Below are 24,435 nucleotides of genomic sequence, written 5' to 3' on the forward strand. Positions count from 1 at the left end.
ACAGGTTATACCATGAGAAACCCCAGCCTGAGGCAGCTCGAAGCCTTGATGGCGGTGATCGAAGCCGGCACGGTCAGCCGTGCGGCCGAGATCCTGCGAATATCGCAGCCGGCCGCGAGCAAGCTCATCCAGGATCTGGAGGCGGATACGGACCTGCAGCTTTTTGAACGGGAAAGCGGCCGTCTGGTCCCGACCGGCCGCGGAATGCGGCTCTACGAAGAGGTCGAGCGCATTTTCGGCGGCGTTCATCAGTTGGCGCGCGCTGTGGATGCTATTCGCCGGGAAGAGCACGGCCAGTTGGTCGTGGGCACGCTGCCCGCATTGTCCGGACCATTCATGAGCCGGGTTCTGGTGGGGTTTCGTGCGCGTCATCCCGATGTTTTCGTGTCGGTGGAAGCACGTAGCTCGCAGTTCTTGACGGAAGCCGTTCTACTGCGCCGTCTGGACGCGGCGCTGGTTATCAGCGGCCTTGAACACAGTTCTATCCAGGTGGAAACGCTAAAAAGCCCTCCGGCGGTGGTGGTGCTGCCGCACGGTCATCGTCTTTGCGAAAAAAAGACGCTCAGTCCAAGGGATCTCGCCGAAGAGCCATTCATCGCCTTCGCGCCATCGGGCCTGACACGTCGGAAGGTCGATGCCGTCTTCGAGGCTGAAGGGCTGCGACCCAAGATCGTCATCGAGGCGTCAACGGCGCCGAACATAGCGGAATTCGTTGCGGCGGGCCTTGGAGTGACTGTCGCCGATCCATTGACAATGGAGTTCGCCGCAGGCCGGGTCACCGTTCGGCCGTTTCGGCCAACCCTCAACATCGACAACCAGATCATCCGGCCGATACGAGCCCGCAACAGCAAGCTCGTCGCCGACTTCGTCGAAGAAGTGCATGCGGCGGCTTCAAAGTCGAGGATGTCGCCCGAGGGCTTCAACCTCGACCGCGACCATCCCCATTTGGATTAGGGGATGGTCGCGGGTTTCGGGGAGCGTCGGGGATCAGGAGCGCGCTAACGCTTCAGTGTCGTCTGTTCGGTAATGGGTGGCGCAAGATTGAGCGAGCCCTTCAGTTCATATCCGTAGTCGACTGCCTTGCTGCGCACCCAGACCTGCATCAGGCTGAACAGCGGCACGCCGCAGACCTGTTCGTGTATTTTCTTTTGTGCAGCAGACCAGAGCTTCAACCGCTCCTCGTCGCTCACCGCCTTCCGAGCCGCGGAAATTTCGGCATCAGCCGCATCGCAATGAGCGAAGTTTGTGACCGCCGTCGGTTTTCCGATTGCCGCATCCGAATGATAGAACTGGCTCAGATAGCTGTCTGCCACCGGATAGCGCGCAGCACCATAAAAGACGAAATCGCTGAGATCCTTTCGCACCTGTTCCTGATAAGTGGGATGGTCGACGACCTTCATCTGCATGTCGATGCCGACTTCCGCCAATTGCGCCTGGATGACCTCCATGATCGGCTGCTGTGACGAACTCGACGAAACGACGGCGGAGAGCTGCAATCCCTTTGCGAACCCAGCCTCTTCGAGCAGCTTGCTGGACAGAGCCGGATCATACTTGTAGGCCCAGGAACAATCTTCACCCAGATAACCCGTCGGCACCACCGAACAGCCACGCGGTCCTACTCCTGCCCCCACGAACTGCACGATCTGGTCGACGTTGATCGCATGGGCAATTGCTTCCCGGACCTTGATCTTTTCGAGCGGCGGATGTGCCATGTTCAGGAAGATCGTCCGGTATTCACCGGGGGCAAAGATATCGACGACGGCATCGTCCCAAGCCTTGGCCTGATCGACCCAGCGCTGTTCGCGCTTGCCGTAGATCAGATCCAGCTCGCCGGAACGGAAGGCAAGCTCACGGCTGGAATCGGACGGGATCAGATCGAACTGGATGTCGCTAATCTTTGGCGCGCCTCGGAAATATTCCGGAAAGGCTTTCAGATGCACCGTCTGCTGCGTGATTGCGCGGTCGAACATGAATGGACCGGTGCCAATCGGGTGGCTCTTGAAATCGGCTCCCAGCTTTTCCGCAGCTTTCTTGCTGATGATATTGCCGCCGTGATAATTGGCGATGAGGCCAAGAAATCCTGGAACCGGTTCGTTCAAAGTGATGCGGACTGTCATGGGATCAACAGCTTCGATCGACTTGACAGCGGCGAAATCGCTGGAAAACGAAGAGGTTTTCGGGTCCTTGGCCCGGGTCAGCGAGAAAACCACATCCTCTGCAGTGAGAATGCCATAATCGCCGTGAAACTTGACGTCCTTCTTCAGTTTGAACGTCCAAGCCAGTCCGTCCGCAGAACTGCTCCAGCTCTCGGCCAGATCGGGCTCGATCTTCGACGGATCTGCACTGCCCGGCTGAAAGCGCACCAGCCCGTTGAACATCCAGGAGACAAGAGCCACGTCGGCGGTGGCGGTCGCCCGGGTCGGATCCATCGTCGTGATGTCGGCGGCATTGATTCCGACTCTTAGCGTTTCTGCAAGCCCTGTCTGTGGAAGGGCAATCGAAGCCATCAATGACACCGCAAGAGCTGCCAGCAGTCTGTTTCCAGTTTTTTGCACGTTCGCCTCCTTGTTGTTTGACAGGAGTTAAGGACAGGGCTCCATAAGTGTCAAAGTCGCTATTTTGGGATATCCATTCCCAGAGGTTATACCCTGCCGCCCATCATGCCGAGGCCGTGGGGTGCAACGTCTGAAAGGCCTTTGTCGATTGCCCCACGTGCCGACGCCCGCATTAATTGGAATCTTCAATTAATGTTCAGGAATCGCAACTTCTCTCGCAAAGAACCGTCGTCATAGTCTCCTCCTCGACACTTTTATCTGACCCCGACGAGGAGACAAATTCATGAAAGGCGAAACGGCGACAGCCGCCTCGGCTTCATCCATGTGTCTTCTGGTTCAATATGCGGAGAGACGCGCGTTATGCTTAGGATTGGCGTCGACATAGGCGGCACATTTACCGACTTCTGTGGATGGCGTGAGGGTGGGCACGAGATCTTCAGCCTGAAAGTTCCTTCGACACCGCCTTCTTTCGAAAATGGCTTCCGGCAGGGATTTGAAAATCTTCTCGAACGCCTCTCGCCGAAGGCGGGCGAGGCAGCGTTGGTGATGCATGGCACGACTGTCAGCACCAATGCCGTGATCGAGCGAAAGGGTCCGAAGATCGCATTCTTCGTGACCAAGGGTTACCGGGATCTTCTGGAGCTGCAGCGCATGGGCGTGCGCAACCCGCTCAATATTTTCGAAAACCGCACAAAGCCGCTGGTCGAACGTGCGATGGTGTTCGAGGTCGAGGAAAGGCTCCTGCGCGGCGGCGCGGTCGAAACGGCAATCGATGAGACGGCGGTGGAAATCCTGGCCCGGCGGGCGGCCAAAGCCGGTGCAGCCGGTTATGCCGTCGCGCTTCTCCACAGCTATGCCAATCCGCAGCACGAAAAAGCGGTCGAGAGAGCTATCCGACGGGCTGTCGGCGCCGATGCGGAGGTCAGTCTTTCGAGTGAAATCTGGCCGCGCATCGGCGAGTATGAGCGCGCGATCGTTAGCGTGCTCAACGCGTTTGTGCGGCGCCGCATGAATGAATATATCGGTGCCGTCGAGGATTATGTCGCTGATAGACTTCCTGGCTCGCAGCTCTTCGTTACTCGTTCGAACGGCGGCGCGATGGCAGCATCGGAAGCGCGCAACTACCCTGTCCACACGCTTCTTTCAGGTCCCGCGTCCGGCGTGACCGCCGTACAATATCTTGGCCGTTCCATCGGCGAGCGCAACATCCTCACCATGGACATGGGTGGCACGAGCACGGATATCTCGCTGGTGCGTGATGGAGAGGCCCTCACCTCGACGGTCGCTGAAGTCGGCGACTTCCCTGTCGTCATGCCGGTAACCGGGATTGAGGCAATCGGGGCGGGCGGAGGATCAATCGCGACGATTGACGGCGGAGTCTTGCGCATAGGGCCGCAAAGCGCCGGTTCTTATCCAGGCCCGGCCTGCTTCGGACGCGGGGGCGGCGCCCCCACCCTCACCGATGCCTATCTGGTCGCGGGTTATCTGCCTCAAGCCCTGCTCGGCGGAAACATGCAGTTGAACCGGGATGCAGCCGAACACGCCATGGCGCCAATCGCTGCAGCCTTAGGCACCGACATTCTCAACGCCGCCGAAATGTGCGTCGCGGTGGCCAGTTCGAATATGGTGGCTGGCGTCCTGCCATATCTTGCGCGCCAGGGCGTCGATCCGGAAGAACTGACCCTGCTGGTTTATGGTGGGGCCGGCGCGATCCAGGGCCCTCTCCTTGCGGCGGAAATCGGTGTCGGCCGCGTCCTCGTGCCGACCACGCCGTCCGTTTTCTGCGCTCTCGGCGGTCTGGTCTCTGAACTCAGCCATGATGCAATGGAAACCGTGCACGGGCTCGACATCGACGGCGCGCTCATCACGAGGAAGTTTGCAGCCCTGCGGGAGCAGGCCGCCGAATGGCTGTCGCGACAATCCCCACCCGAACGCCTCGTCTCGGAGGCATACGAATGCTGGGCGGAGATGCGGTATGTCGGGCAATCCTTCCAGGTCGATGTCCGTCTGCCGAACTCGGCCGTCGACAGCGAGGACTTATCAGCGATGCATGACGCCTTCCACAGGGAGCACGAGCGGATCTACAGCCATGCCGATCGAACGGCAGCGGTCGAGTTCGTTGATCTGCGCATGCGTGTAAGGGGGGCCATGTCCGTCCCCGAGCCTGCTTCTCCGACGATGTTCGACGGCGGCGACCCGGTGAAGGGCGTGCGGCCGATGCGTTTTCAGGGGCAGTTTTTCCCGCAGGTCAGCATCTATGACAGAGCTCGCCTCAGCTTGAATGACACTGTCCATGGACCCGCCGTCATCGAGCAGCCCGAAGCGACAATCGTCGTGCCGCCTGATTTCACCGCACGCGTCGGCGCCTATGGCGCAATATTCATGAGCCGGAGCTGACCTATGGATGCCGTCCGAACAGCCATTATGAGCAACCGTTTCAATGCGATCGTCGAGGAGGCATCAGCCGCCGTCTATCGCACCGCGCATACCACCTTCGTGAAACTTGTTCAGGACTACCAATGCGCACTCGCAACTGCCGATGGAGACATGTTTGCCTATCCGATGATGTCGGGCGTGAACGTCTTCATCGGTTCGCCCCTGCGACCGACACTCAACGCGATCGGGCGCGAAAACTTAAAGCCGGGGGACATCATCATCACCAACGATCCGTTCGCAACCGATGGCCTGGTGACCCATCTGATGGACGTTACGCTTCTTTATCCGATCTTTCGCGATGGCAAGCTGATCGCCGTCGGCTGGTCATTCGTGCATGCATCGGATATCGGCGGTGCCGTTCCGGGCAGCATTTCCCCCGCGTTCACGGAAGTGTTTCAGGAAGGCCTCAGGGTCCGGCCGGTGAAGCTCTACGAAGGCGGCGTGCTCAACAAGGCGATCAAATCGATCTTCGAGGACAACAGCCGCATCCCCGTCGAACTCTGGGGCGACATCCAGGCAATGATTTCCGGCCTGAAAAGCATGGACAGGCGCATCGGCGAGCTGTGCGACCGTTATGGCCGCGATGCGGTCGAAGAAGGCATGAACGACGTCATCACATATGCGGAAGGCAAGGCTCGCGCGGTCATCAGGACCATTCCCAACGGCACTTACAGCTTTTCCGATTATCTCGAAGGGATCCACGAGGGTCAGCTTGCCTATTTCAGCGTGACACTGACGGTCCACGACGGCGAGATCGATGTCGACTTCACCGGTACCGATCCGCAACTATCGGCAGCCTACAATCTGGTAACCGGTAAAACGACCCATCCCTACGTGGTTCAGTGCCTCATCACGTTCATCCTGACGATGGACCCGCTGACACCGCGCAATTCCGGCATTTTGCGGGCGATCCATGCCCACGCGCCCCGCGGCAGCGTGCTGAACGCGGTCTTCCCGGCATCCGGCGGCTCTCGCGCAGCATCCGCAACACGCGCTTACGACATCATCATGGGCTGCCTCGACCAGGCGCTGCCTGAAGGTCTGGGGGCGGCGGGCGCGGGCATGGCGGGCGTCATTGTCGTTTCGGCACCCGATCCCCGGACGGGTCGCGATCGGGTAAATGTCATCAATACCATTCATGGTGGCGGTGGCGGCCGTCGCGGGAGTGACGGCGTCGACGGTACCGAGGTGCGTTATTCGCAGCGCGCCGTGCCCGTCGAAATCGTCGAGATCGAAACGCCGATCATCATGCGTGCAACCCGGATTGTTCCGGACAGCCGCCGTGCAGGCCGCTTTGCCAGTGGCGCGGCTCTCGAAATGGAACTTGAAAACACCGCCAACCGCGCCGTGATGACGGTGCGCAATATGAATCGCTTTGTCTTCGCGCCCTGGGGCTTCAAGGGTGGCGAACAGGGACTGCTTGGCACGACGATCGTCAATCCCGGTCGTCCCGACGAGCGTTCGATCGGGAAAATTTCGGTGCTGGAAATGTCGCGAGGCGATGTGGTGCGGATCACCAGCCCCACGGGCGGCGGATTCGGCGACCCTCTGGAACGCGACCTTGCCGCAATCCAGGGCGAAATCGACAATGACATGCTCTCGCCTGAGCGGGCGGCGGAAGCTTATGCCGTTGTGTTGGATGAGAACGGTTGTATCGACGAAGCCGCAACGGCCGTGCAAAGAAGCAAGCGAATAAGGGCTCGGCAGGCGGATTTCACTTTCTGCGCCGAACGGGAGCGGCAGGACCGGGTCTGGCCCCTTGCAATTCGACGGCAGTTGGCGTCCATGGCGCTGTCCTATGACCAACGTATTGGCAGCCAACTCGTGGGCAACGTCCATCGCCGCATGTTGGCCGCCGGCGAGACCGTCGATCCCGAGACCCTCCAGAAAGTCGTCGAAGCGGAAGCAGCACGTCTTTCCGGCACCAAAATGAAGGCTTCATAAGCACGAGGACACCTTTCTCCGCCTCGATGATCGCCCGCTTGCGGGGCGAGGTCAGTTGCGCCCCGCGTTCCTGCTTGCTGATTATTGCAGGAAGATTGCCCTCGACGCCGGCCAAGATTTTCACCAGCAATCGCCGGACCGCAATGCCTTTCAAGCCCAGTCTGGAAAAATTCGACTTTGACAGCCGCTTAGAAAGCGGGTCTGCTTGCTTTGGAGTGATTATCGACCGGGTGTCGCCAGCGCGATAAACCGCGTCAGAAAATCAGTCTCGATCGAAATGGAGGTGCATCGTATCGCATGAGCCAGTCGCTGGATCTTTGGAGCATGAAGTGTTTCATCATTCTGGCCGAAGAACTGCATTTCGGCCGGGCGGCGACCCGGCTGAACATGACCCAGCCGACGCTCAGCCAGCAAATTCGCAAACTTGAATCCATTTTTGGCGTTCAACTTTTCATCCGATCGACCCGAAGCGTGGAACTGACGCCCTCGGGTGCAACATTTCTGCCTCTTGCCCGCGAAGCGCTGATCAAGCTCGAAGAGGCGGTTCTGTTGTCGAAGCTGGCCGCGGGCGGCATGTCGCCTGGCGGCGAACAACTCAAGATTGGCGCGATCGGCCCTGCAGCGCATCGGCTTCTGCCATTGATATTGCGGCGTTTTCGCAACCGCTTTCCCAAAACGCGCCTGGATGTCAGGATTTTCGATTCATCGGAGATTCTGCGCGCCCTTGAGCGCGGAGAATATGATATCGGCATCATGCGCCCGCCGACCAACGCCAACTTCATCCGTTTCCGCCCGCTCATGTCGGATCGCTTCGTGGCGGTCATCCCAAAGAATTCTCCGCTGGCGCGCAGGCCATCGTTGCGACTTTCGGACTTCATCGGACAGGACGTGTTCACGCTGAAGCGCTTCGAGCTTTCAAGTTTCAGAGCCATACATGACCAGATCATCGAAGCGGGGATCGAAGCGGATTCAAGCTTCAAGGTTTCCAGCACCACTGCAGCACTGGCAATGGCTTCGGCCGGGCTGGGGATTACCTTCCTTCCGGAATGGATCGAGAGCATTGTCGATAGCGAAGTCGTTCTGCGCCGTGTGGAAGATTTGAGCGAGGAAATTTCCACGGGAATTGCCTGGCGCGCGGACAATCCGATCCCTGGGATCCTTCCCTTCGTTGAATTCGCAGAACTCATTTCCCGTCGGCTGTAAGTGAACCATGGCTGCATCGTCTAACCGGCCAGGAAAATTGCTCGACAACGATGATGGCCCTCCTGTTCGGCGACATTCAGGCAATCGCCATTGATAGGTCTTTGGCATTTATTGATTGGCGATGTTTATAAATCGGATGCAATTTCAATTGGACGAACTGCGCGATGACGCGCGACATTCATCCCGGGAACCAACAGGAACTGGGAAAAATCATGAAAACACCCACAATCACCGCGGCGGCATTGTTGACGACAGTCACGGCCGGCCATTGCGAGCAGCTGATCGTTAATAGCTATGGCGGCCCCTATGAAGCTATTATTATGGAGCGGATCATCAAGCCGTTCGAAGACAAGACCGGTATCAGCGTCGTTTATGACCCGGTAGGCTCGTCCTCTCAGGACTACGCGAAGATCAAGGCGACCAACGGTCGGCCAGGTTTCGACGTCGTCGTCATGACAGCATCTCAATCGCTTGATGGCTGCAAGGACGGCCTGCTGGAAAAATTCACCTCCGCGACAGTCCCCAATCTTGAAAAACTGAGCCCGGCCATCAACAAGATCGCCGGCGAATGCGGTGCGGTTCATGAACTGCAGTACATGTCCCTTCTCTGGCGGACCGACAAGCTGAAGGCCGCGCCAAGCTCGTGGGCCGCCCTGTTCGACAGCGAGCTCAAGGGGAAAGTCATCCTGCCGACGTTCCAGAACATCATGGCGGCAAACCTCATGCAGGTCCTGTCCGTCAAGAATGGCGGGGACCTGTTGAACAACGTCGATCCCGGCTTCAAGGCGATGGCGCAGCTTGCGAAACAGTCGGTCGGTTTCGAGCAGTCCTCAGCCGTGATGGAGACCTACGTCAAGGACGGTCAAGTATGGGCGATGCCCTTCTGGAACGGCCGCGCGCAATTGCTCGTCGATACCGGCATGCCGGTCGACTATATCAAGCCGGCCGAGGGGACAATTCCGCTTATTGCGACGCTCAACGTTCCGGTGGGAACCCAGAACAAGGAGGCCGCAATGAAATTCGTCAATTTCTTTCTCGAAAAATCCAGCCAGGAAGCCTGGGTGACGGGCTACAAAGTGGGCAGCGCGCGCAGCGACATCGATGTGCCGGATGCCGTACGTGCCAAACAGATCACCACCGAAGAGGATCTGGACAAGCTTCTCCTGCCCGACCTTTCCATCATGGCCGCCAAGCTTCCGGAATGGGGTGACCGCTGGGAACGGGAAGTCGTTCACGCTGCGAACTGAAAGCAAGCCTGATGACGATAGTTGCAACGGATTCACCTGCGGCGCCGGCACTCCGCAGGTTCGCATTGCGCGGATATGTTCCGCTTTTCCCACCATTCGCCGTGCTGCTGCTCTTCTTTGCCGTGCCGATCGGCATGATGATCGGCATCAGCTTCCAGGATCCGAAGACCGCCCAATTCAGCCTCGGAAGCTATCAGCGCTTCCTCACCGACGGACTGATCATCGCCGGCCTTTTCCGCACGATGCTGATGTCAGGGCTCGTGGCGATCTGTGTGACGGTGATGGCCTACCCGGTTGCCTATTTTCTGGCGCGATCGACATCGCGCTGGAGAGCCATCGTCTTCGCGTTGGCGATCGCACCGGAACTGGCCGGCGTGGTGCTGCGAACCTATGGCTGGCTGATCATCTTGGAAGACAGGGGTTTCGTCAACGACGCCCTCATCTGGCTCGGTCTCGTTTCCTCACCGCTTCCCCTGGCGAAGAACCTTTTCGGCGTCGTCGTGGGGCTCACCCATGTTGTTCTTCCTTTCGGTATTCTGGCTCTTCTCACGAGCATTCAGGGCATCGATCCGAATATCGAAAAAGCGGCACAAATTCTGGGGGCATCGCGCCTTTCGGTCATCCGTCACATCCTGCTGCCGCTGTCCATACCGGGCATCGTCAGCTCCCTCCTGATCTCCTTCACCATGGCGGCGAGCGCCTATGCGACCCCTGCCCTGCTGGGCGGCGCCCGCTTCAAGGTTTTGGCGACGATGATCTCCGAGCAGATCATGTTTTACATCAACTGGCCCATGGCGGCGGTCATGGCGATCGTGCTTTTGGTTCTGATGCTCGCAATCACCTTTGCTGGCGGCCGGGTGGAGACCCGCCTCCATAAGAAACTAAACGTCTAGGAGGCCGGCACCATGAACCGTCTGCTTTCCGGCCTGTTTTGGATTTCGCTCTGCCTCATCCTGGCCTTCATCACGCTGCCTCTGCTCGTCGTGGTGGCGGCATCGCTGAGCCCCTCGTCCATGGTGACCTTTTCGCCGGCCGACTGGACCATGAAATGGTACGCCGCGCTGTGGGCATCGAAATGGCTCGACCCGTTCATCCTCAGCGTCAAGATCGCGGTCATCGTTTCGCTGGTCAGCGGTGTGCTCGGCGCACTGGGAGCCTATGCGGTCGCATACGAAAAATGCCCCGGCAGCGAGGCGATCATGGCCTTTCTCCTGTCGCCGCTTGCCGTACCGCAAATCGTCAAGGGCGTGGCGATCGTACTCTTCCTGTCTTCGGCCGGTCTCTACACGCTCCTCGGAAATCCGGGACTGATTGCCGGGCACATCGTCCTGACGCTTCCGTTTGCGGCGAGAATGATCGCGACGTCCATTTACAATTTCGACAAGAACCTCGATCGGGCGGCGCAGATTCTGGGCGCCAGCAAATGGCAGCGCGTCCGCCACATCCTGCTGCCGCTTATTAAGCCCGGCCTTTTCTCCGGCATGACCTTTGCATTCATCATTTCCTTCAACAACATTCCGCTGTCGGTCTTCCTCGTGCGGCCCGGGCAGACAACTTTGCCGATCACGGTCATCAACTACATGGAATACAGCCTCGACCCGGTTCTGGCCGCCGTCAATGTGGCGTCCCTGATCTTCATCCTGACAACCATATTCCTCTTCGAAAAACTGGGCGGCTTTTCCGCACAGATCCACGGTGGAAGCAAATGAGCGATATCGACATCGAACTGATCTCTGTCCGCAAGACCTACGGCAACGCCCTCGTCGTCGGCGACATCAGCCTGTCCATTCCGAAGGGCGAGTTCGTCAGCCTGCTCGGGCCATCGGGCTGCGGCAAGACGACGACCCTCAACATGATTGCCGGGTTTCAAGAGCCGACAGGAGGAGAGATCCGGATCAGGGGCAGGAACCAGGCAGGCGTACCACCCGAGAAGCGCAACATCGGGCTGGTCTTTCAAAACTATGCGCTCTTCCCCCATATGACGGTTGCCGAGAATGTCGCCTTTGGCCTCAAGATGAAAGGCGCCCCCCGCGCCGAAATCGACCAGACTGTGAATACGGCACTCAAAAGCGTTCATCTGGAGGGTTTCGAAGCGCGTTATCCTAAGGAGTTGTCCGGCGGACAACAGCAGCGCACGGCGCTCGCCCGTGCGATCGCGCCGCGACCGTCGGTGCTCCTTCTTGACGAGCCGCTTTCCAATCTCGACCTCAAACTGCGGGAGGCCATGCGGGTCGAGCTCAAGGAAATCCAGCAACAGCTCGCAATGACGTTCGTTTACGTCACCCATGACCAGGAAGAGGCCATGGCGATGTCGGACCGCGTGGTCGTGATGTCAGGCGGCGTGATCGCGCAAGAAGACAAGCCGGAGAATATCTATAATGCGCCCCGCACCAGCTTTGTGGCTGATTTCATCGGAAAATCCAACATTCTCCCCGTGTCTGCCGTGCCTGCGACGGGAGATCAGCGGGAGATCACGATCAACCACAGCAATATCTCGCTGGCTGTCGGAAGCGATCAAGCCGGCCCACCGGCGGCGAGATTTTGCTGCATTCGCCCCGAGGACGTCAGGATCATTGGCGCTGAGGCTTCTGCCGAAGGTGCCAACGTCTTGGACGGGACTATTTCCAAGATCGTCAATCTCGGCGCGCACCTGGACCTATGGGTTACTGTCGATCGCGATATCACGATCAAAGCCCTGGTTCGCTCCAGCCGCAGTGATCAACTCAAGACGGGCAATCACGTCAGCATTTCCATCGCACCTGCGGCGATCCGCCTGCTTAACGAGTGAATAAAGACAGTCCATGGGAGGATTCGCTTGTAGGGCGTAGCGGATCAGTTAGCTTCCAAATCTGCCCTTTCAACGGACCGCCGCCCAAATTTCCTGCCATGCCGCGAATTCGGAGGGCCGGATGCGGTAGCGCGCGAAATTGCCTTCGTGCAAGCTGAGAATTTCCCGTTCCGCCATCTCCCGAAACCGCTCGCGGTCAGGTTCTTCGATGTTTTTCGTTACCGACGAGCCAATATGGGCGACAGCTGCTTTGCGATTCATACCGTTGCGCACGATCTCGCCTACTATGGTTCGCAACGCATCTCGATAGCGCAAGCGGAACGGATCTGGCTCACCGAGTGATTGACGCACCGCAGCATAGCGCGCTGCCGAACGCTCATACGCCCATATGAACATGTCTTTGAGCAGGTCGATTCGATTCATTTCGTACACGCCAAGTATAGCATCGGTGTATGTCTGGCGCTGTACATCGGTAAACGAAAGCGGCGATAGGTTGCGCTTGATGAGCGGTATATTCGCAGCAAGCCGCAAAACCCGCTTGTTCACATCGTCGAAAGGCTGAAGGTAAGGTAGCTGCACCATCACGAAGAACGCCTGCTCGAAGGGGTTCGTGATGGCCGCCGCAGTTGCGAGTATCTGATCGAAACATTCTTCGATAACGGCAGGATTTTCGAGCGGATGAAATGCCGACCGTTCGATGCCTACACTGATATGGCGTAGCCGTCCTGCTGCACCTTCATCGGCGAGCAGGTTGTTGGCCAGCATCGCGTGAAGATTGAGAATCGTATAGCGGTTGAAGCCGATTTCTTCGGCAGTACCCACCAAGAACTCGATAGCATCCTTATGGTTGAGGATCATCTGAGCTTCGAGACGCTCTTTTCCTTCGGCTTCCTCACCGAAGTCAATCAGCCGCTTGGTATCGAGCAACGAATAGGTGTTGCCTTCAAGTCGGCTCGAATTCCATGACAGGTCTATCAGCAGCCGGTTCAGGATTAGTTTGGCGTGTGTGCCGGCCGGTTGTTCCCCGGTTTCAGCTGTGCCGACTCTTTGAAGATGTGCTCGTTCACGCTCATCCAGATATGTGCTGACATTCGGCCTGTATGAATCCAGAAACGCCCTGTCGTAACCGACTGGATTGCGGCGTTCGACAGGCTGGCGGACGTACGCCAGCACTTCTTTTCCACCTCCGGACAAGGGGATCACCGCTTCTTCGGCAGCAGCGGGTGCAGCCTCGCCTCGAGCTTCCGCAGGCGGATAGTATTTCGTCCAGCGGCGCTCCCCTTCTCGGAGGAGACGGCCATTCTCAACTAGGAACGCAAGGTGCCGCTGAAGGGTGCGGGTCGGAATGTTCACCGTAAGCGCCGCTGTAATTTGGCCAAGCGTAACACCGCCCGATTGGGCGCGAACTATGGCTTCGATTGCCTTCAACTCCTCCTCTGGCAATGGCTTGGCCATTTTAACTCCTTGATGGCGTATAGACTTTTATGCGCCATCTAACTGCGGATATACGCCATTAAGCCACATATAAGCGCCACTATCAAACCTATACGCCATTAAATGGCGCATATGGGTCGAAATGTGGCGCATAGACAGAATATGCGCCATAAAACCTACTATGCTGATTTTGCCGATGTCGCGATGAACATCGATGCCCCAGCTGCCGAGCAGTTCGGCGACAATGCCGGACGTGCGGACCTCTTCAAAGCCGATTTCCGGATATTGATGACGATCATGGCGGATGGCGGTCAGTTCGCGGGCGTAAGCAGCGATGCGCTCAATAACGGGCATGTTCGAAAACCTTGATGGCGAAAGATGGTAGCGAGCCGACGCCGCATGTGCAGCACCGGCTGAAGAGGGATTGCGGCTTCAGGCTGCCGTGGATTTCGGACCTGAGGCCAGTCCGTCATAAGAGATAGACAGGTGTCGCGGATCAGACGACCAATCGCCGCCGCCAAGAAAAAGGTGGTCCGGTCTGCCGGTCGCATCGAAACCAAGTCTCACCGGCTCGCCGTGACTGCCGAACCCGTTGGCAAGTACGATTCTTCCTTCGGCCGCGCCGGTGATTTCGAGTTCAGCCTCATCAGTGAACGGTTTAGGGGCGCCGGGATTGGCAATGAAAACCTTGTCCCCCATCGGCACGAGGTCGATAGCGGTCCAAAGCGACCACCATCGGCTGGCCCAATCTGCAACGCGCTCCGCCGGGGCGCCATGCTTGCTGAAACGGTCCATGATCGAGACGATGCCTTCAAGCCAGGCATTTGCCGGACCATCAATGGAATTGGTGACGACTGAGAGACTGATACCCCAGTCCGGGATTGTCGCCGACCGGCTGATGAAACCGGGAAAGGAGCCGCCGTGGCCGATCAAGGCATGGCCGCTGGCTTCCATCAGCATCGTGCCCAAGCCATAGTAGCGTGGTTCGCAACTATGCGGCACCTGCCAATGCCGCCGCGTCATTTCGCGCCGGCTGGCGGGCGAAAGGATGCTTGTCTCCGCCGCCGGATCAAGGCTTGCAAAAAAGCGAGCAAGATCACCTGCGGTACTCACGAAACCCGTGGCGGCAGCAAGCGCGAAGGTCGGCTGGTGCCCGTTGATCACGCCGCGACCAAAGGGCAGACGACCGCTATGGCCGAAGGCGAGCGGCGCACCCGGCGCGACCGGCATGTCCGGTGTCGTCTGCTCCAGGCCTGAGGCCGCAACGACTTCGCGGGAGATCCAGCCGATATAGGGTTCGCCGGTTATTGCTTCGATCGCGAAGCCGAGCAGGCCAAAACCGAGATTGGAATACTTGAAGCGGGTATTGGCGTCGATCACCAGCGGCAATGCCAATTCTTCGCGCAGCGCCGGATCGTCGAAGAAGGGAGCAGTGACTTGCCAATGGGAGGAACGGCGCCCGTCGCGCATGATGCCGGCTGCGTGAGAAAGCAATTGCGCAATAGTGGTTTCAGCCACCGTGGCATCGAGACCCGGGACATATTTGCCGATCTTGTCGTCGAGATGCAGCTTGCCCGCTTCCTGGAGCTTCATGATGCCAGTGGCGGTGAAGGTTTTGGAATGCGAAGCCACGCGAAAACGATGTTCTGGCGTCAGTGCTTTGCCGGTCCTCAGATCGGCCGTCCCTAATGCGCGGCTGAAAACGAGCTCGCTCTTCTTCGCGACCGCCACAACACAGCCGGGCTGTTCCGTCAGCTGCATCTGGAAACCCATCCAGCGCTCGACGTAGGCGAGCGCTGCATCCAACCATTCCGTCATGAGTTTACTCCCCATCCTTATGTGTATTCGATTAACCGTTCGATGCCGCGGCCGTCATGGGCCCCGCATCGATTGAAGCACTTTCAGCAGCCCAGCAGGCGACGCCATGGCCATCTTTTGCCGTCACCAGTGAAGGTTCCGCTTCGGCGCAACGGGCGAAGGCCAATGGGCATCGATTGCGGAAGCGACAGCCGGTCGGCAGATTGGCGGGATCCGGAGGGTCGCCGAGCCGTGGCACCGGGTCGTCGCGCCGGGCGATATCCATGGTGGGTACCGCGGCGAGCAGAGCACGCGTGTAGGGATGGCGTGGACTGGAAAACAGTGCGTGAGTGGGTGCGATTTCAACGATGCGGCCGTAATACATGACCGCCACTCGGTCGGCGATATATTCAACGACTGCGAGATTGTGCGAGACGAATAGGAGCGCCAGTTCGAATTCCGCCTTGAGGTCGCTGAGCAGGTTGAGGATCTGTGCCTGCACGGAAACGTCGAGTGCGGATACTGGCTCGTCGCAAACGATCAGGCTCGGTTTGAGGATCAGCGCGCGAGCAATGCCGATGCGCTGCAACTGGCCGCCGGATAGCTCGTGTGGATAACGGAACCGATGTTCGGGTCTCAATCCCACCTTTCTGAAGATCCCGGCCACGGCTTCTTCGCGTTCGCTGGGGTCGAGCAATTCCTGAATATCGAGCCCCATGCGCACGGACGAGCCGACCGTCCTGCGCGGGTCGAAGCATGCGCGTGGGTTTTGGAAGATCAGTTGAGCAAAGCGGCGCTGCTGCTTCAGTTCGGCCGAGCTAAGCGCGAAGAGGTCCTGATTGCGGAACCGCACATTGCCGGCGCTGGGTCTCTGCAGGGCGATGACAGTGCGGCCAAGCGTCGACTTACCACAACCGGACTCCCCGACCAGTCCCAACGTTTCACCGCGGTTGAGGGTCAGGCTGACGCCATCGACCGCGCTGACATGGCCGACGACACCGCCAAACAGGCCCTTACGGATGGGGTAGCGAACATGCAATCCGTTGACATCGAGAAGTGGAGGCAGGCTCATGATCAGGCTCCCATCGTCATCGGGGTCGAATATATCCCGTCCGCCTGGGGCAGAGCCCAGCAGCGGGCAGAATGGTGTTCGGAGATCGGGATGAAGGGCGGCAGCTCGCCGAGACAAGCTGAAAGCCCAAGGTTTGCGCGGAGCTCGCAGCGGGGGGCAAAGGCGCAACCCGGCATCGGCTGGCTAAGATCCGGTATGCTGCCAGGGATATCTCTTAGCCGCAGGCCGCCCATCTGGCCTAGCCGTGGCGCAGCATCAAGCAGGCCGCGGGCATAGGGATGACTGGGCGCCGTAAGCATCGGAGCCACCGGTCCCTCCTCAACGATGCGGCCGGCATACATAACAGCGACACGGTCGGCGAGGCGAGCGACGACGCCGAGGTCATGGGTGACGAGCATCAACGAGGTGCCGAAATCACGACAGCTGTCACGCAAAAGCTCGAGGATCTGGGCCTGGATGGTGACATCGAGTGCCGTTGTCGGCTCGTCGGCGATCAGCAGCCGAGGCCTCAGCGCGAGCGCGACAGCGATCATCACACGCTGCGCCTGACCGCCGGAAAGCTGATGCGGATAGGCGAGTGCTTTTTCCTCTGGTGCTGGAATGCCAACGGAGTGCAAGAGCGTCACGGCTTTGTCCCAGGCGGCCTTTCGGCTCAATTTCTCCTGTTGGCGCAGAGGCTCTGCGACCTGCCAGCCGATGCGCCTTACCGGATTGAGACAACTTTGCGGCTGCTGAAAGATGATGCCGATGTCGCGGCCTCGCCAACCGGACAGTTCACGGTTGGACATGGCAAGCACATCTTTGCCGTCGAACAGAATACTGCCGCCGATGATACGGCCCGGAGATTGTATGAGCCTGAGGATGGAAAGCGCCAGCACGGATTTGCCGGAACCGGATTCTCCGACGAGGCCAAGGATCTCGCCGGCGCCGATCTTTAGATCGATGCCTTGGACGGCGTTGACGGGGTTGCGTCCGGAACCGAATTGCGTCTTCAGCCCCTTGATATCGAGCAATGTATGAGGAGATCTGATTCCTGCTGTCATAACTCAGCTCCGCGGATCAAGGACGTCACGCAGCCCGTTGCCCAGAATGTTCATGCCGAAGATCGAGATGAACAGGGCCATGCCGGGGGCTGCCACCGCCCACCAGGCGGAGAACAGATACGTGCGCGAATTGACGAGCATCGCGCCCCATTCAGGTGCCGGCGGCTGGGTGCCCAGCCCGGCGAAAGAGAGCGCAGAAGCGATCAGGGCCGAGAGCGGCGTGGCGAAGGCGAGATAGACGATGAGCGGCGACATGACATTCGGCAAGACTGTGCCGAACAGGATTTCCGCGTCACTTGCCCCAAGCGCCCTTGCGCTCGTCACATAATCCTCACGCTTCACCGTCAGCACGGAGCTGCGCACCAGCCGCGCATAGCCGGGAATGCCTGCAATACCCACGGCTGCCATGCCGGTCCAAAGGCTCGGGCCAAGGATCGCAACGACCACCAGCACGAGTAGAATGTAAGGAAACGCCAACAGGATATCGATGATCCGCATGATGATGCTGTCAGTGAGCGCCGAACCTGCGCCGGCGATAAGTCCAAGCAACGTGCCAATGGTTGCCGAGATCGATGCCGTGATCAGACAGATGAGGAGGAAATAGCGCGTTCCAAAGATGATGCGGCTCAAAAGATCGCGGCCGACCTCGTCTGTCCCAAACCAATGTTGAAAGCTTGGTGGTTTGAGGCGTTGAACGGGATTGATCTTGAATGGATCGTAAGGCGCGATCCAAGCAGCAAAGGCGGCGAGCAGCAGTAACGCAAGCACCACCGAGCCACCGACAACGGCCGCACGGTTGCGGAGCAATTTGCCAGCCATGACCCGCCAGCGTGGTATGATCGCAACAATCGGTTCTTCGAGGACGACGGTGCTCATGATACGAGCTCCACACGCGGATCGAGCCAGGCATACATAATGTCGGCCACGAGATTGATAATGAGATAGGTGGCAGCGCTGATCAGGATGATCGCTTGGGTGAGCGCGAAATCGCGCCATTGGATAGCATTCACCGCCAGTTCGCCGATGCCGTGCCAGGAGAAGATCGTCTCAACGATGAAAGCACCGCCGAGCAGATTGCCGATCTGTAAGCCGACGACGGTCAGCACGACGATCAAAGCATTGGGGAGTGCATGGCGGAAGATCAGCGCCGTCTCGCTTTGCCCGCGCGCTCGTGCCGCCAGAATATAATCGCGCCGCATCACGTCGATCATATTGCTGCGCGCCACTTGAGAGAGCGGAGCCGCCTCGATGATGCCGAGCGCGAAGGCCGGCAGGATGATCGCCATCCAGCCATGTGGTACGACGGGCAGGATCCTGAGCCAGACCGAGAAGACGAGGATCAGCAGCAGGCCGAAGAAGAAGGCCGGCATGGATATGCCGAACAATCCCACCGTCGTCGCCGTCACATCAAGCCACGTATTGCGGCGGGCGGCCGCGAGAATGCCCGTCGTCAATCCCAATACCAGCGCGATCACGAGCGACAGCGCTGTCAGCAGGATCGTATTGACATAGCGATAGCCGATCTCGTCGATCACCGGCTTGCGCAATCGGATGGACTCGCCGAAATCGCCCTGCATGAGGTCGCCGACATAGATGAAGAACTGCTGGTACCACGGCAGGTCGAGGTGATATTTCGCCCGAAGTGTGGCGATTGCCTGGGCCGCTTCCTTTTCCGACAACTGCCCCTGATACATCGCGGTGACCGCGTCCGTCGGGATCAGCGCCTTCATGAGGAAGGTGATCAGCAAAATACCGATCACCACCGGTACCAGGAGCAGCAGACGTCTGACAACGTACTGCGCCATTGCGGATTACCCCGTGATCTTCAGGTCGGAAGCGTAGAGCCGGCCGAGGAAGTCGAGGCGATAGCCTTCGAGCTCACTGCGGACCACCGTTATCGGCCAGTCGGTCAGCAGCGGCAGGATCAAGCGGTCCTCGAGGATTGCCTTTTGCCCATCGCTGACGAACTGGAAGCGCTTTGCCGGATCGAGCGCTGCATCGGCAGAATCGAGCGCCTGATCGATGGCGGGATTGGCCGGCAGGAGCTGGCGATGGCCCGGCGAGCGGAACAGTTGCGACATGACGCTTGGGTCGGGCCAGGTCCAACGGTTGAGGTCCATGTCCCAGTCCGGTTTCAGCAGCCCCGGATAGAAGGTGCCCCAGTCGGCGGTGCCGACATCGACCTGGATGCCGACATCTGCAAGATTTGCCTGGATGACGGCAAGGGCGCGTTCCGTCGTGCTGCTGGCATAGCTGCGCACAGTGAATTTGGCCTGCATGCTGCCCTTGGCGCGGATGTCGCCAGAAACCTTCCAGCCAGCTGCATCAAGGAGTGCCTTGGCCTTTTCCGGGTCGTAGGGCGTGCCGTATTTTTGAGCGACGGTGTCATCGTAACCCGGAATACCGCGCGACAGCGGGCCGAGCGCGATCTTACCATTACCGCCGAACGCGGCGGCCAACACGGACTCTCGATCGATTGCGTAGCTCACGGCCTCGCGGAAAGCTTTGTCGTCAAAAGGCGGCTTCTTGTAGTCGAACTCCATGAACATCAGGTTCTTGGCGTTCTGGTCGTTTATGATGTTGAACTGCTTGTCGCCTTCGAGCGGGCGCACGGCATCCGCCGTCAAAAGGGCCGCCTGCAATTCGCCTGTCTGCAGCGCGGAGGTGACGACGCCCTCTTCGGCCAGCACGTTGAGCACAATGCGATCGAGATAGGCCGGTCCCTGATTCTTGGCGTCAGGGCGGTATTGCTTGAATTCGGCATTCCGGACGAGCTCAATGCTGGTGCCAGGCGTCCAGTTACCGAATTTGAATGGACCGGTTCCAACCGGATGACGCGGGTAGGCTGAACCAGCTGCCTTGACGGCCGTTGGCGAGTTGAAGCCGAAATAGGACAAGCCGAGCAGATTGATGAACGGCGCGAATGGCTTGGAGAAGGTGAAGACAACGGTCATGTCGTCCGAGGTCTCAACCTTCTGAAGAGGATTGATCATTGCCCGCGACGGTGATGCGTTCTTCGGGTCCATGACGGTGTCGAAATGGAATTTTACGGCCGCTGCGTTGAAAGGCGTGCCGTCATGAAAGACCTTGCCGGGCTTCAGCTTGAAGGTGATGACCTTGCCGTCGGCGCTTGGCTCCCAGCTTTCAGCGAGCCAGGGCTTCGCTTGTCCTTTCTCGTCCAGGTAGACGAGCGATTCCAGCAGATAGTTTCCGAGCACCTCACTGACCACGAGCGAGATGCTCTGCACATTATAAAGGCCCTCGGGATCAATGGTTAGGCGAAAACGCGCCACTTTTTCGGCCTGGGCGAAAGCCGGTTGGGAAATGCCCATTGCCAGCGCACCCAGGGCCGAGGCCGATGCAAGCGTGAATTGACGGCGATTCAGCATGAAATTCCCCTTTTTTATGAGGGAATGTTTTCCGTGGTGCCCCTGATCATATAGAGCCTCACGCCCCTCTAATCCGAATATTTACTCGGATTTTTGAAAGGCGCAAGAGGATGTTTTTTGCAGTGCAAATTTCTTGCCAAATATGCAAAGAAGCCAGGCCAGAAGGCATATAAACGGGAAATGACGGCGTGGCGGAGAAGAGAAGCCCGGTTCAGGCGCGGTCGCGCAAGATCAAGGCAACCATCATGGAAGCAGCGCATGATGTGATGCGTGACCGGGGCATCCGTGCGATCACCACCAATGCGGTTGCCGAACGGGCCGGCGTCAAGGTCGGTTCGATCTACGACTACTTCCCCAACAAGGAAGCGATCATCGCAGAGATCTACGAGGAAAAGCTGGCGCAGGTGCGAAGTTTCCTCGAAGCAGGATCGCAGAAGATCGAAAGGAAAGCCTGGCGCACGCAGCTTGCCGATCTCCTGCGCGACACATGGAGCTATCAGCTTGGCATCGGACTTGACCGGACCATCGTCGACGCCTCCTACTATTACGAGGACCTGCTGCGCATCGCTCGTGCCCATTCGCAATTGTTCGCATCCAATTACGTGCAGTTGCTCAAGCGGCTAGGCTCCCCTTGGAGCGAGAACGAGTTGTTTGACCTCGGGATCAGCATCTATACGCTGGTGAATGCGACATGGAGTTATTGGCGCCTGACGGAAACCCAGGAGGCGATCGCCATAGAGCGACAAATCACGCTTACGATCACGCTGATCGAACCAGCTTTCGAAGCACGGCCACATAACGACCGAGACACCGCGCCCGCCAATCCACCGGTGGCGAGCAACTGACCTCCCTCCGCTGGATTAGGATTATCCCTGTAGACTGTGGCTCAGCGCGACTTTGGCCCCGCCTGCGCTCTTTCCTGGATGGGGAAGGAGCTGTTGACCCGCTGTTTTGTGGCCGAGCGACGCTTGTGAAGGGAACCGAACCCTCGCCAGGTTAGATCAAATCAGCAAGGAGCTGATCGGAAAGCGAATCCGCCAGGCAACGGAAAACCGAACTCATCGAGAGAACGGATTAGCAAAAGCTCAAGCGAAGGTTGGAGGGACTGGGATTGACGCCATCAGTCAGTCCATATGGCCGCCGGGTAAACCATGCCGGCTCAAATACCCGTTCCCTTCGCCAGATCGTCGCGCACGTCCTTCCTCGGTTTTTCGCTGAGAGGCGGCCGGTCAGGAGCTTCAACCTTGAGGCTAGAGGACCCTCACGTGTCACAAGGGTGTGTTTTTAAAGAGATAAGGGCTTTGTTGGAATTGTCCCGAATGCAACAAAGGAGAACCGCTATGGCTGATATCGACACCAGCAAATTGTCTTGGGACGAATGGGACGAGTTACAGAATCCGCCCCCGGCCGAGACCGATTTCGACCGCGTTGTCGAATCGGCCATTTCGCGCCGCGGCTTCCTCGGCGGTATCCTCGCCGTCGGTTCGGCCGCCGCCGTCATGGGAACGCTCGGCAATCTGGCGTCCCCCACCTCTGCCCAGGCGCAGGACGCCGCTTCGCGCTTCGCATTCAAGCCGATCCCGGCCTTCACGGACAACACCGTGCACGTCCCTGAAGGCTATACCTGGAAGCCGCTCGCAAAGTGGGGCCAACCCCTGTTTTCCAACGTTCCGGATATCGATCCTGTCAACGGCGTCAGCGTCGAAAACTCGGATAAGGTCTTTGGCGAAAACACCGACGGCATGGAACTGTTCGTGATTGGCGATCATCAGGTCATCGCCGTCAACCATGAATATGTGAACAACGAAACCAATCTTCCGCACAATGAAAAGGGCATGCCGAAGAGCGCCGACGACGTGAAGATCCTGCAGAACCTGCAGGGCGTCACCGTCATGGAAGTCGCCGAACGCGAAAACGGCTGGGAAATCGTGCTCGACAGCCCGTTCAACCGCCGCATTACCCATCTGACGCCCATGAAGATCGCCGGGCCGGCCGCCGGCTCCGATCTCATCAAGACCGAAGCCGACCCGAACGGCACGGACTGTCTCGGGACCTTCAACAACTGTGGCGCCGGCAAGACGCCGTGGGGCACCTATCTCACCTGCGAGGAGAACTTCAACGGCTACTTCGGCTCGACCGATCCGAACTTTATCATGCCCGACGACTTCAAGCGCTACGGCATCGCGGTCGAAACGCGATATGGCTACGAGACCTTCGATCCCCGTTTCGACGTCTCGAAGAACCCGAACGAGCCGCGCCGCGCCGGCTATGTCGTGGAAATCGATCCGTCGGATGTCTCCTCGTCGCCGATCAAGCGCACCGCGCTCGGCCGCATCAAGCATGAGAACGCCGCCGTCGTGATCGCTCGCGATGGCCGGGTGGTCGTCTATATGGGTGACGACGAGCGTGGCGAATTCCTCTACAAATATGTCTCAAACGGCGTCTACGTGCCGGGCGGCGACACATCCAAGCTGCTCGACGAAGGCACGCTCTACGTTGCCAAGTTCGTCGATGACGGCAACGGCGAGTGGCTGGCGCTGACGCCGGAAACGACCGGTATGAAAATGGACGAGATCTGCGTCTTTACCCGCCAGGCGGCCTCCAAGGTCGGCGCCACGACCATGGACCGTCCGGAATGGGTCGCCATCAACCCGGTCGCAATCGAAGCCTATTGCGCGCTTACCAACAACACCAATCGTGGCGTGAAGAAGAATGCCGGCGGCGACGAAATGCCGGTCGGTGGTGCGAACCCGCGCGAGAAGAACGCATACGGCCAGATCGTGCGCTGGTATCCGGAAAACGAGGATCATGCCGGCGGCAAGTTCAAGTGGGACCTCTTCGTGATGGCCGGCAACCCGGACGTCCACAAGGACGCCTATGCCGGTTCGTCCAACATCAACTCCGGCAACATGTTCAATTCCCCGGACGGCATGATGTTCGACTCGACTGGCCTCTTGTGGATCCAGACGGATGGTGAAGACACTAATGAAGGCGACTTCCTCGGCCAGGGCAACAACCAGATGCTCGCCGGAGATCCGGCGACCGGCCGCATCGAACGTTTCCTGACCGGCCCGAAGGGCGGGGAAGTCACCGGCATGACCTGGTCGGCGGACAAGCGGACGGTGTTCGTCGGCATTCAGCACCCCGACGCGCCCTTCCCCGACGGCGAAGGCAAATTGCCACGCTCGACGGTCGTTGCAATCAAGCGCGCCGACAATGCGCTTGTCGGATAGCCGTTAATTGTCTCGACAACGGTTTGGGGGCGCCGGTTTCAGCGCCCCCTCCTAGTTCCCAATGTCGCGCACATCGCAGTTCGTATGCCGCTTTGCAATGAGATTGAAATCCGGCGGTCAATCTTCACTGCCATGCCTCCTCGTCATTCCGCTCGTAGTCGCGGAACGCCTTTTTCAGCCCGCGAGCCCTTCGCCACGATGGGAGCGCAATCTGAGAACAGTCAATCGACGTCTGGCTGCAATTGCTGGCATACGAACCCACGACACCTCATTTCTTGTCGGAATTACATCAGT

The 24,435-nt window shown here is 58.8% G+C and carries 18 protein-coding genes and 1 pseudogene; 10 read left to right on the plus strand and 9 right to left on the minus strand.

Annotated elements, in window-relative coordinates; all coding sequences use genetic code 11:
• The first annotated feature begins 48 nt into the window (after positions 1 to 48).
• A complete protein-coding gene (locus tag QEO92_RS14005) occupies positions 49 to 954 on the plus strand; it encodes a LysR substrate-binding domain-containing protein (RefSeq protein WP_244446832.1) in 906 nt (301 codons plus the stop codon).
• 44 nt (positions 955 to 998) lie between these two features.
• On the opposite strand, the gene QEO92_RS14010 is transcribed toward QEO92_RS14005, so the two are convergent.
• Positions 999 to 2,555, minus strand: a complete 1,557-nt coding sequence (locus QEO92_RS14010; protein ID WP_227703468.1) for an ABC transporter substrate-binding protein — start codon at positions 2,553 to 2,555, stop codon at positions 999 to 1,001.
• Positions 2,556 to 2,915: 360 nt separating this feature from the next.
• Between QEO92_RS14010 and QEO92_RS14015 the strand changes: the two genes are divergently transcribed.
• The 7 genes from QEO92_RS14015 (at position 2,916) to QEO92_RS14045 (ending at position 12,173) form a co-directional block, all read left to right on the plus strand.
• A complete protein-coding gene (locus tag QEO92_RS14015) occupies positions 2,916 to 4,952 on the plus strand; it encodes a hydantoinase/oxoprolinase family protein (RefSeq protein WP_037146476.1) in 2,037 nt (678 codons plus the stop codon).
• Between the two features lie 27 nt (positions 4,953 to 4,979).
• Complete coding sequence (locus QEO92_RS14020) at positions 4,980 to 6,935, plus strand: hydantoinase B/oxoprolinase family protein (RefSeq protein WP_244446833.1); 1,956 nt, start codon at positions 4,980 to 4,982, stop codon at positions 6,933 to 6,935.
• Between the two features lie 297 nt (positions 6,936 to 7,232).
• Positions 7,233 to 8,138 (plus strand): LysR family transcriptional regulator, encoded by a 906-nt coding sequence (locus QEO92_RS14025; RefSeq protein ID WP_037146480.1) that lies wholly within the window; start codon positions 7,233 to 7,235, stop codon positions 8,136 to 8,138.
• Between the two features lie 212 nt (positions 8,139 to 8,350).
• The gene (locus tag QEO92_RS14030; protein ID WP_227703469.1) at positions 8,351 to 9,385 is read left to right on the plus strand and encodes an ABC transporter substrate-binding protein; all 1,035 of its coding nucleotides are present in this window, start codon (positions 8,351 to 8,353) and stop codon (positions 9,383 to 9,385) included.
• 11 nt (positions 9,386 to 9,396) lie between these two features.
• Entirely contained in the window at positions 9,397 to 10,278 is an 882-nt protein-coding gene (locus QEO92_RS14035; RefSeq protein WP_227703470.1) for an ABC transporter permease, read from the plus strand.
• A 12-nt stretch (positions 10,279 to 10,290) separates the two neighbouring features.
• Complete coding sequence (locus QEO92_RS14040) at positions 10,291 to 11,094, plus strand: ABC transporter permease (protein WP_227703471.1); 804 nt, start codon at positions 10,291 to 10,293, stop codon at positions 11,092 to 11,094.
• Positions 11,091 to 12,173 (plus strand): ABC transporter ATP-binding protein, encoded by a 1,083-nt coding sequence (locus QEO92_RS14045; RefSeq protein WP_227703472.1) that lies wholly within the window; start codon positions 11,091 to 11,093, stop codon positions 12,171 to 12,173. Before QEO92_RS14040 ends, QEO92_RS14045 begins: the two co-directional genes overlap by 4 nt.
• A gap of 69 nt (positions 12,174 to 12,242) precedes the next feature.
• Here QEO92_RS14045 and QEO92_RS14050 read toward each other — a convergent pair whose 3' ends face one another.
• The 8 genes and pseudogenes from QEO92_RS14050 to QEO92_RS14085 form a co-directional block, all read right to left on the minus strand.
• Positions 12,243 to 13,628, minus strand: coding sequence for a Fic family protein (locus tag QEO92_RS14050; RefSeq protein ID WP_227703473.1), 1,386 nt, complete (start codon positions 13,626 to 13,628; stop codon positions 12,243 to 12,245).
• 147 nt (positions 13,629 to 13,775) lie between these two features.
• Positions 13,776 to 13,961 (minus strand): annotated as a pseudogene (locus QEO92_RS14055) (amidohydrolase); the annotation flags it as partial.
• Between the two features lie 78 nt (positions 13,962 to 14,039).
• Positions 14,040 to 15,425 (minus strand): serine hydrolase domain-containing protein, encoded by a 1,386-nt coding sequence (locus tag QEO92_RS14060; RefSeq protein ID WP_081952703.1) that lies wholly within the window; start codon positions 15,423 to 15,425, stop codon positions 14,040 to 14,042.
• A 31-nt stretch (positions 15,426 to 15,456) separates the two neighbouring features.
• Positions 15,457 to 16,476, minus strand: a complete 1,020-nt coding sequence (locus QEO92_RS14065; RefSeq protein ID WP_052182651.1) for an ABC transporter ATP-binding protein — start codon at positions 16,474 to 16,476, stop codon at positions 15,457 to 15,459.
• A gap of 2 nt (positions 16,477 to 16,478) precedes the next feature.
• Positions 16,479 to 17,519, minus strand: a complete 1,041-nt coding sequence (locus tag QEO92_RS14070) for an ABC transporter ATP-binding protein (protein WP_227703474.1) — start codon at positions 17,517 to 17,519, stop codon at positions 16,479 to 16,481.
• A 3-nt stretch (positions 17,520 to 17,522) separates the two neighbouring features.
• The gene (locus QEO92_RS14075; RefSeq protein ID WP_200883912.1) at positions 17,523 to 18,395 is read right to left on the minus strand and encodes an ABC transporter permease; all 873 of its coding nucleotides are present in this window, start codon (positions 18,393 to 18,395) and stop codon (positions 17,523 to 17,525) included.
• The gene (locus tag QEO92_RS14080; protein ID WP_037146488.1) at positions 18,392 to 19,324 is read right to left on the minus strand and encodes an ABC transporter permease; all 933 of its coding nucleotides are present in this window, start codon (positions 19,322 to 19,324) and stop codon (positions 18,392 to 18,394) included. Before QEO92_RS14080 ends, QEO92_RS14075 begins: the two co-directional genes overlap by 4 nt.
• Positions 19,325 to 19,330: 6 nt before the next feature.
• Entirely contained in the window at positions 19,331 to 20,908 is a 1,578-nt protein-coding gene (locus QEO92_RS14085) for an ABC transporter substrate-binding protein (RefSeq protein WP_037146490.1), read from the minus strand.
• 188 nt (positions 20,909 to 21,096) lie between these two features.
• Between QEO92_RS14085 and QEO92_RS14090 the strand changes: the two genes are divergently transcribed.
• Both QEO92_RS14090 and QEO92_RS14095 read left to right on the plus strand, forming a co-directional pair.
• Positions 21,097 to 21,753, plus strand: coding sequence for a TetR/AcrR family transcriptional regulator (locus QEO92_RS14090; protein WP_052182652.1), 657 nt, complete (start codon positions 21,097 to 21,099; stop codon positions 21,751 to 21,753).
• 495 nt (positions 21,754 to 22,248) lie between these two features.
• Positions 22,249 to 24,141: a PhoX family protein gene (locus tag QEO92_RS14095; RefSeq protein ID WP_227703475.1), complete on the plus strand. Its 1,893-nt coding sequence runs from the start codon at positions 22,249 to 22,251 to the stop codon at positions 24,139 to 24,141.
• Positions 24,142 to 24,435: the final 294 nt, after the last annotated feature.

The sequence above is a fragment of the Neorhizobium petrolearium genome, from assembly GCF_029854435.1.
GTDB lineage: Bacteria > Pseudomonadota > Alphaproteobacteria > Rhizobiales > Rhizobiaceae > Neorhizobium > Neorhizobium petrolearium.

Excerpts from the sequence above, each read along its gene's own strand:
- QEO92_RS14065 (WP_052182651.1), bottom strand. The coding sequence starts at position 16,476 with ATGAGCCTGCCTCCACTTCTCGATGTCAACGGATTGCATGTTCGCTAC.
- QEO92_RS14005 (WP_244446832.1), top strand. The coding sequence starts at position 49 with ATGGCGGTGATCGAAGCCGGCACGGTCAGCCGTGCGGCCGAGATCCTG.
- QEO92_RS14025 (WP_037146480.1), top strand. The coding sequence starts at position 7,233 with ATGAGCCAGTCGCTGGATCTTTGGAGCATGAAGTGTTTCATCATTCTG.
- QEO92_RS14040 (WP_227703471.1), top strand. The coding sequence starts at position 10,291 with ATGAACCGTCTGCTTTCCGGCCTGTTTTGGATTTCGCTCTGCCTCATC.
- QEO92_RS14095 (WP_227703475.1), top strand. The coding sequence starts at position 22,249 with ATGGCTGATATCGACACCAGCAAATTGTCTTGGGACGAATGGGACGAG.
- QEO92_RS14030 (WP_227703469.1), top strand. The coding sequence starts at position 8,351 with ATGAAAACACCCACAATCACCGCGGCGGCATTGTTGACGACAGTCACG.
- QEO92_RS14080 (WP_037146488.1), bottom strand. The coding sequence starts at position 19,324 with ATGGCGCAGTACGTTGTCAGACGTCTGCTGCTCCTGGTACCGGTGGTG.
- QEO92_RS14085 (WP_037146490.1), bottom strand. The coding sequence starts at position 20,908 with ATGCTGAATCGCCGTCAATTCACGCTTGCATCGGCCTCGGCCCTGGGT.
- QEO92_RS14015 (WP_037146476.1), top strand. The coding sequence starts at position 2,916 with ATGCTTAGGATTGGCGTCGACATAGGCGGCACATTTACCGACTTCTGT.
- QEO92_RS14050 (WP_227703473.1), bottom strand. The coding sequence starts at position 13,628 with ATGGCCAAGCCATTGCCAGAGGAGGAGTTGAAGGCAATCGAAGCCATA.
- QEO92_RS14075 (WP_200883912.1), bottom strand. The coding sequence starts at position 18,395 with ATGAGCACCGTCGTCCTCGAAGAACCGATTGTTGCGATCATACCACGC.
- QEO92_RS14020 (WP_244446833.1), top strand. The coding sequence starts at position 4,980 with ATGAGCAACCGTTTCAATGCGATCGTCGAGGAGGCATCAGCCGCCGTC.
- QEO92_RS14035 (WP_227703470.1), top strand. The coding sequence starts at position 9,397 with ATGACGATAGTTGCAACGGATTCACCTGCGGCGCCGGCACTCCGCAGG.
- QEO92_RS14045 (WP_227703472.1), top strand. The coding sequence starts at position 11,091 with ATGAGCGATATCGACATCGAACTGATCTCTGTCCGCAAGACCTACGGC.
- QEO92_RS14070 (WP_227703474.1), bottom strand. The coding sequence starts at position 17,519 with ATGACAGCAGGAATCAGATCTCCTCATACATTGCTCGATATCAAGGGG.
- QEO92_RS14060 (WP_081952703.1), bottom strand. The coding sequence starts at position 15,425 with ATGACGGAATGGTTGGATGCAGCGCTCGCCTACGTCGAGCGCTGGATG.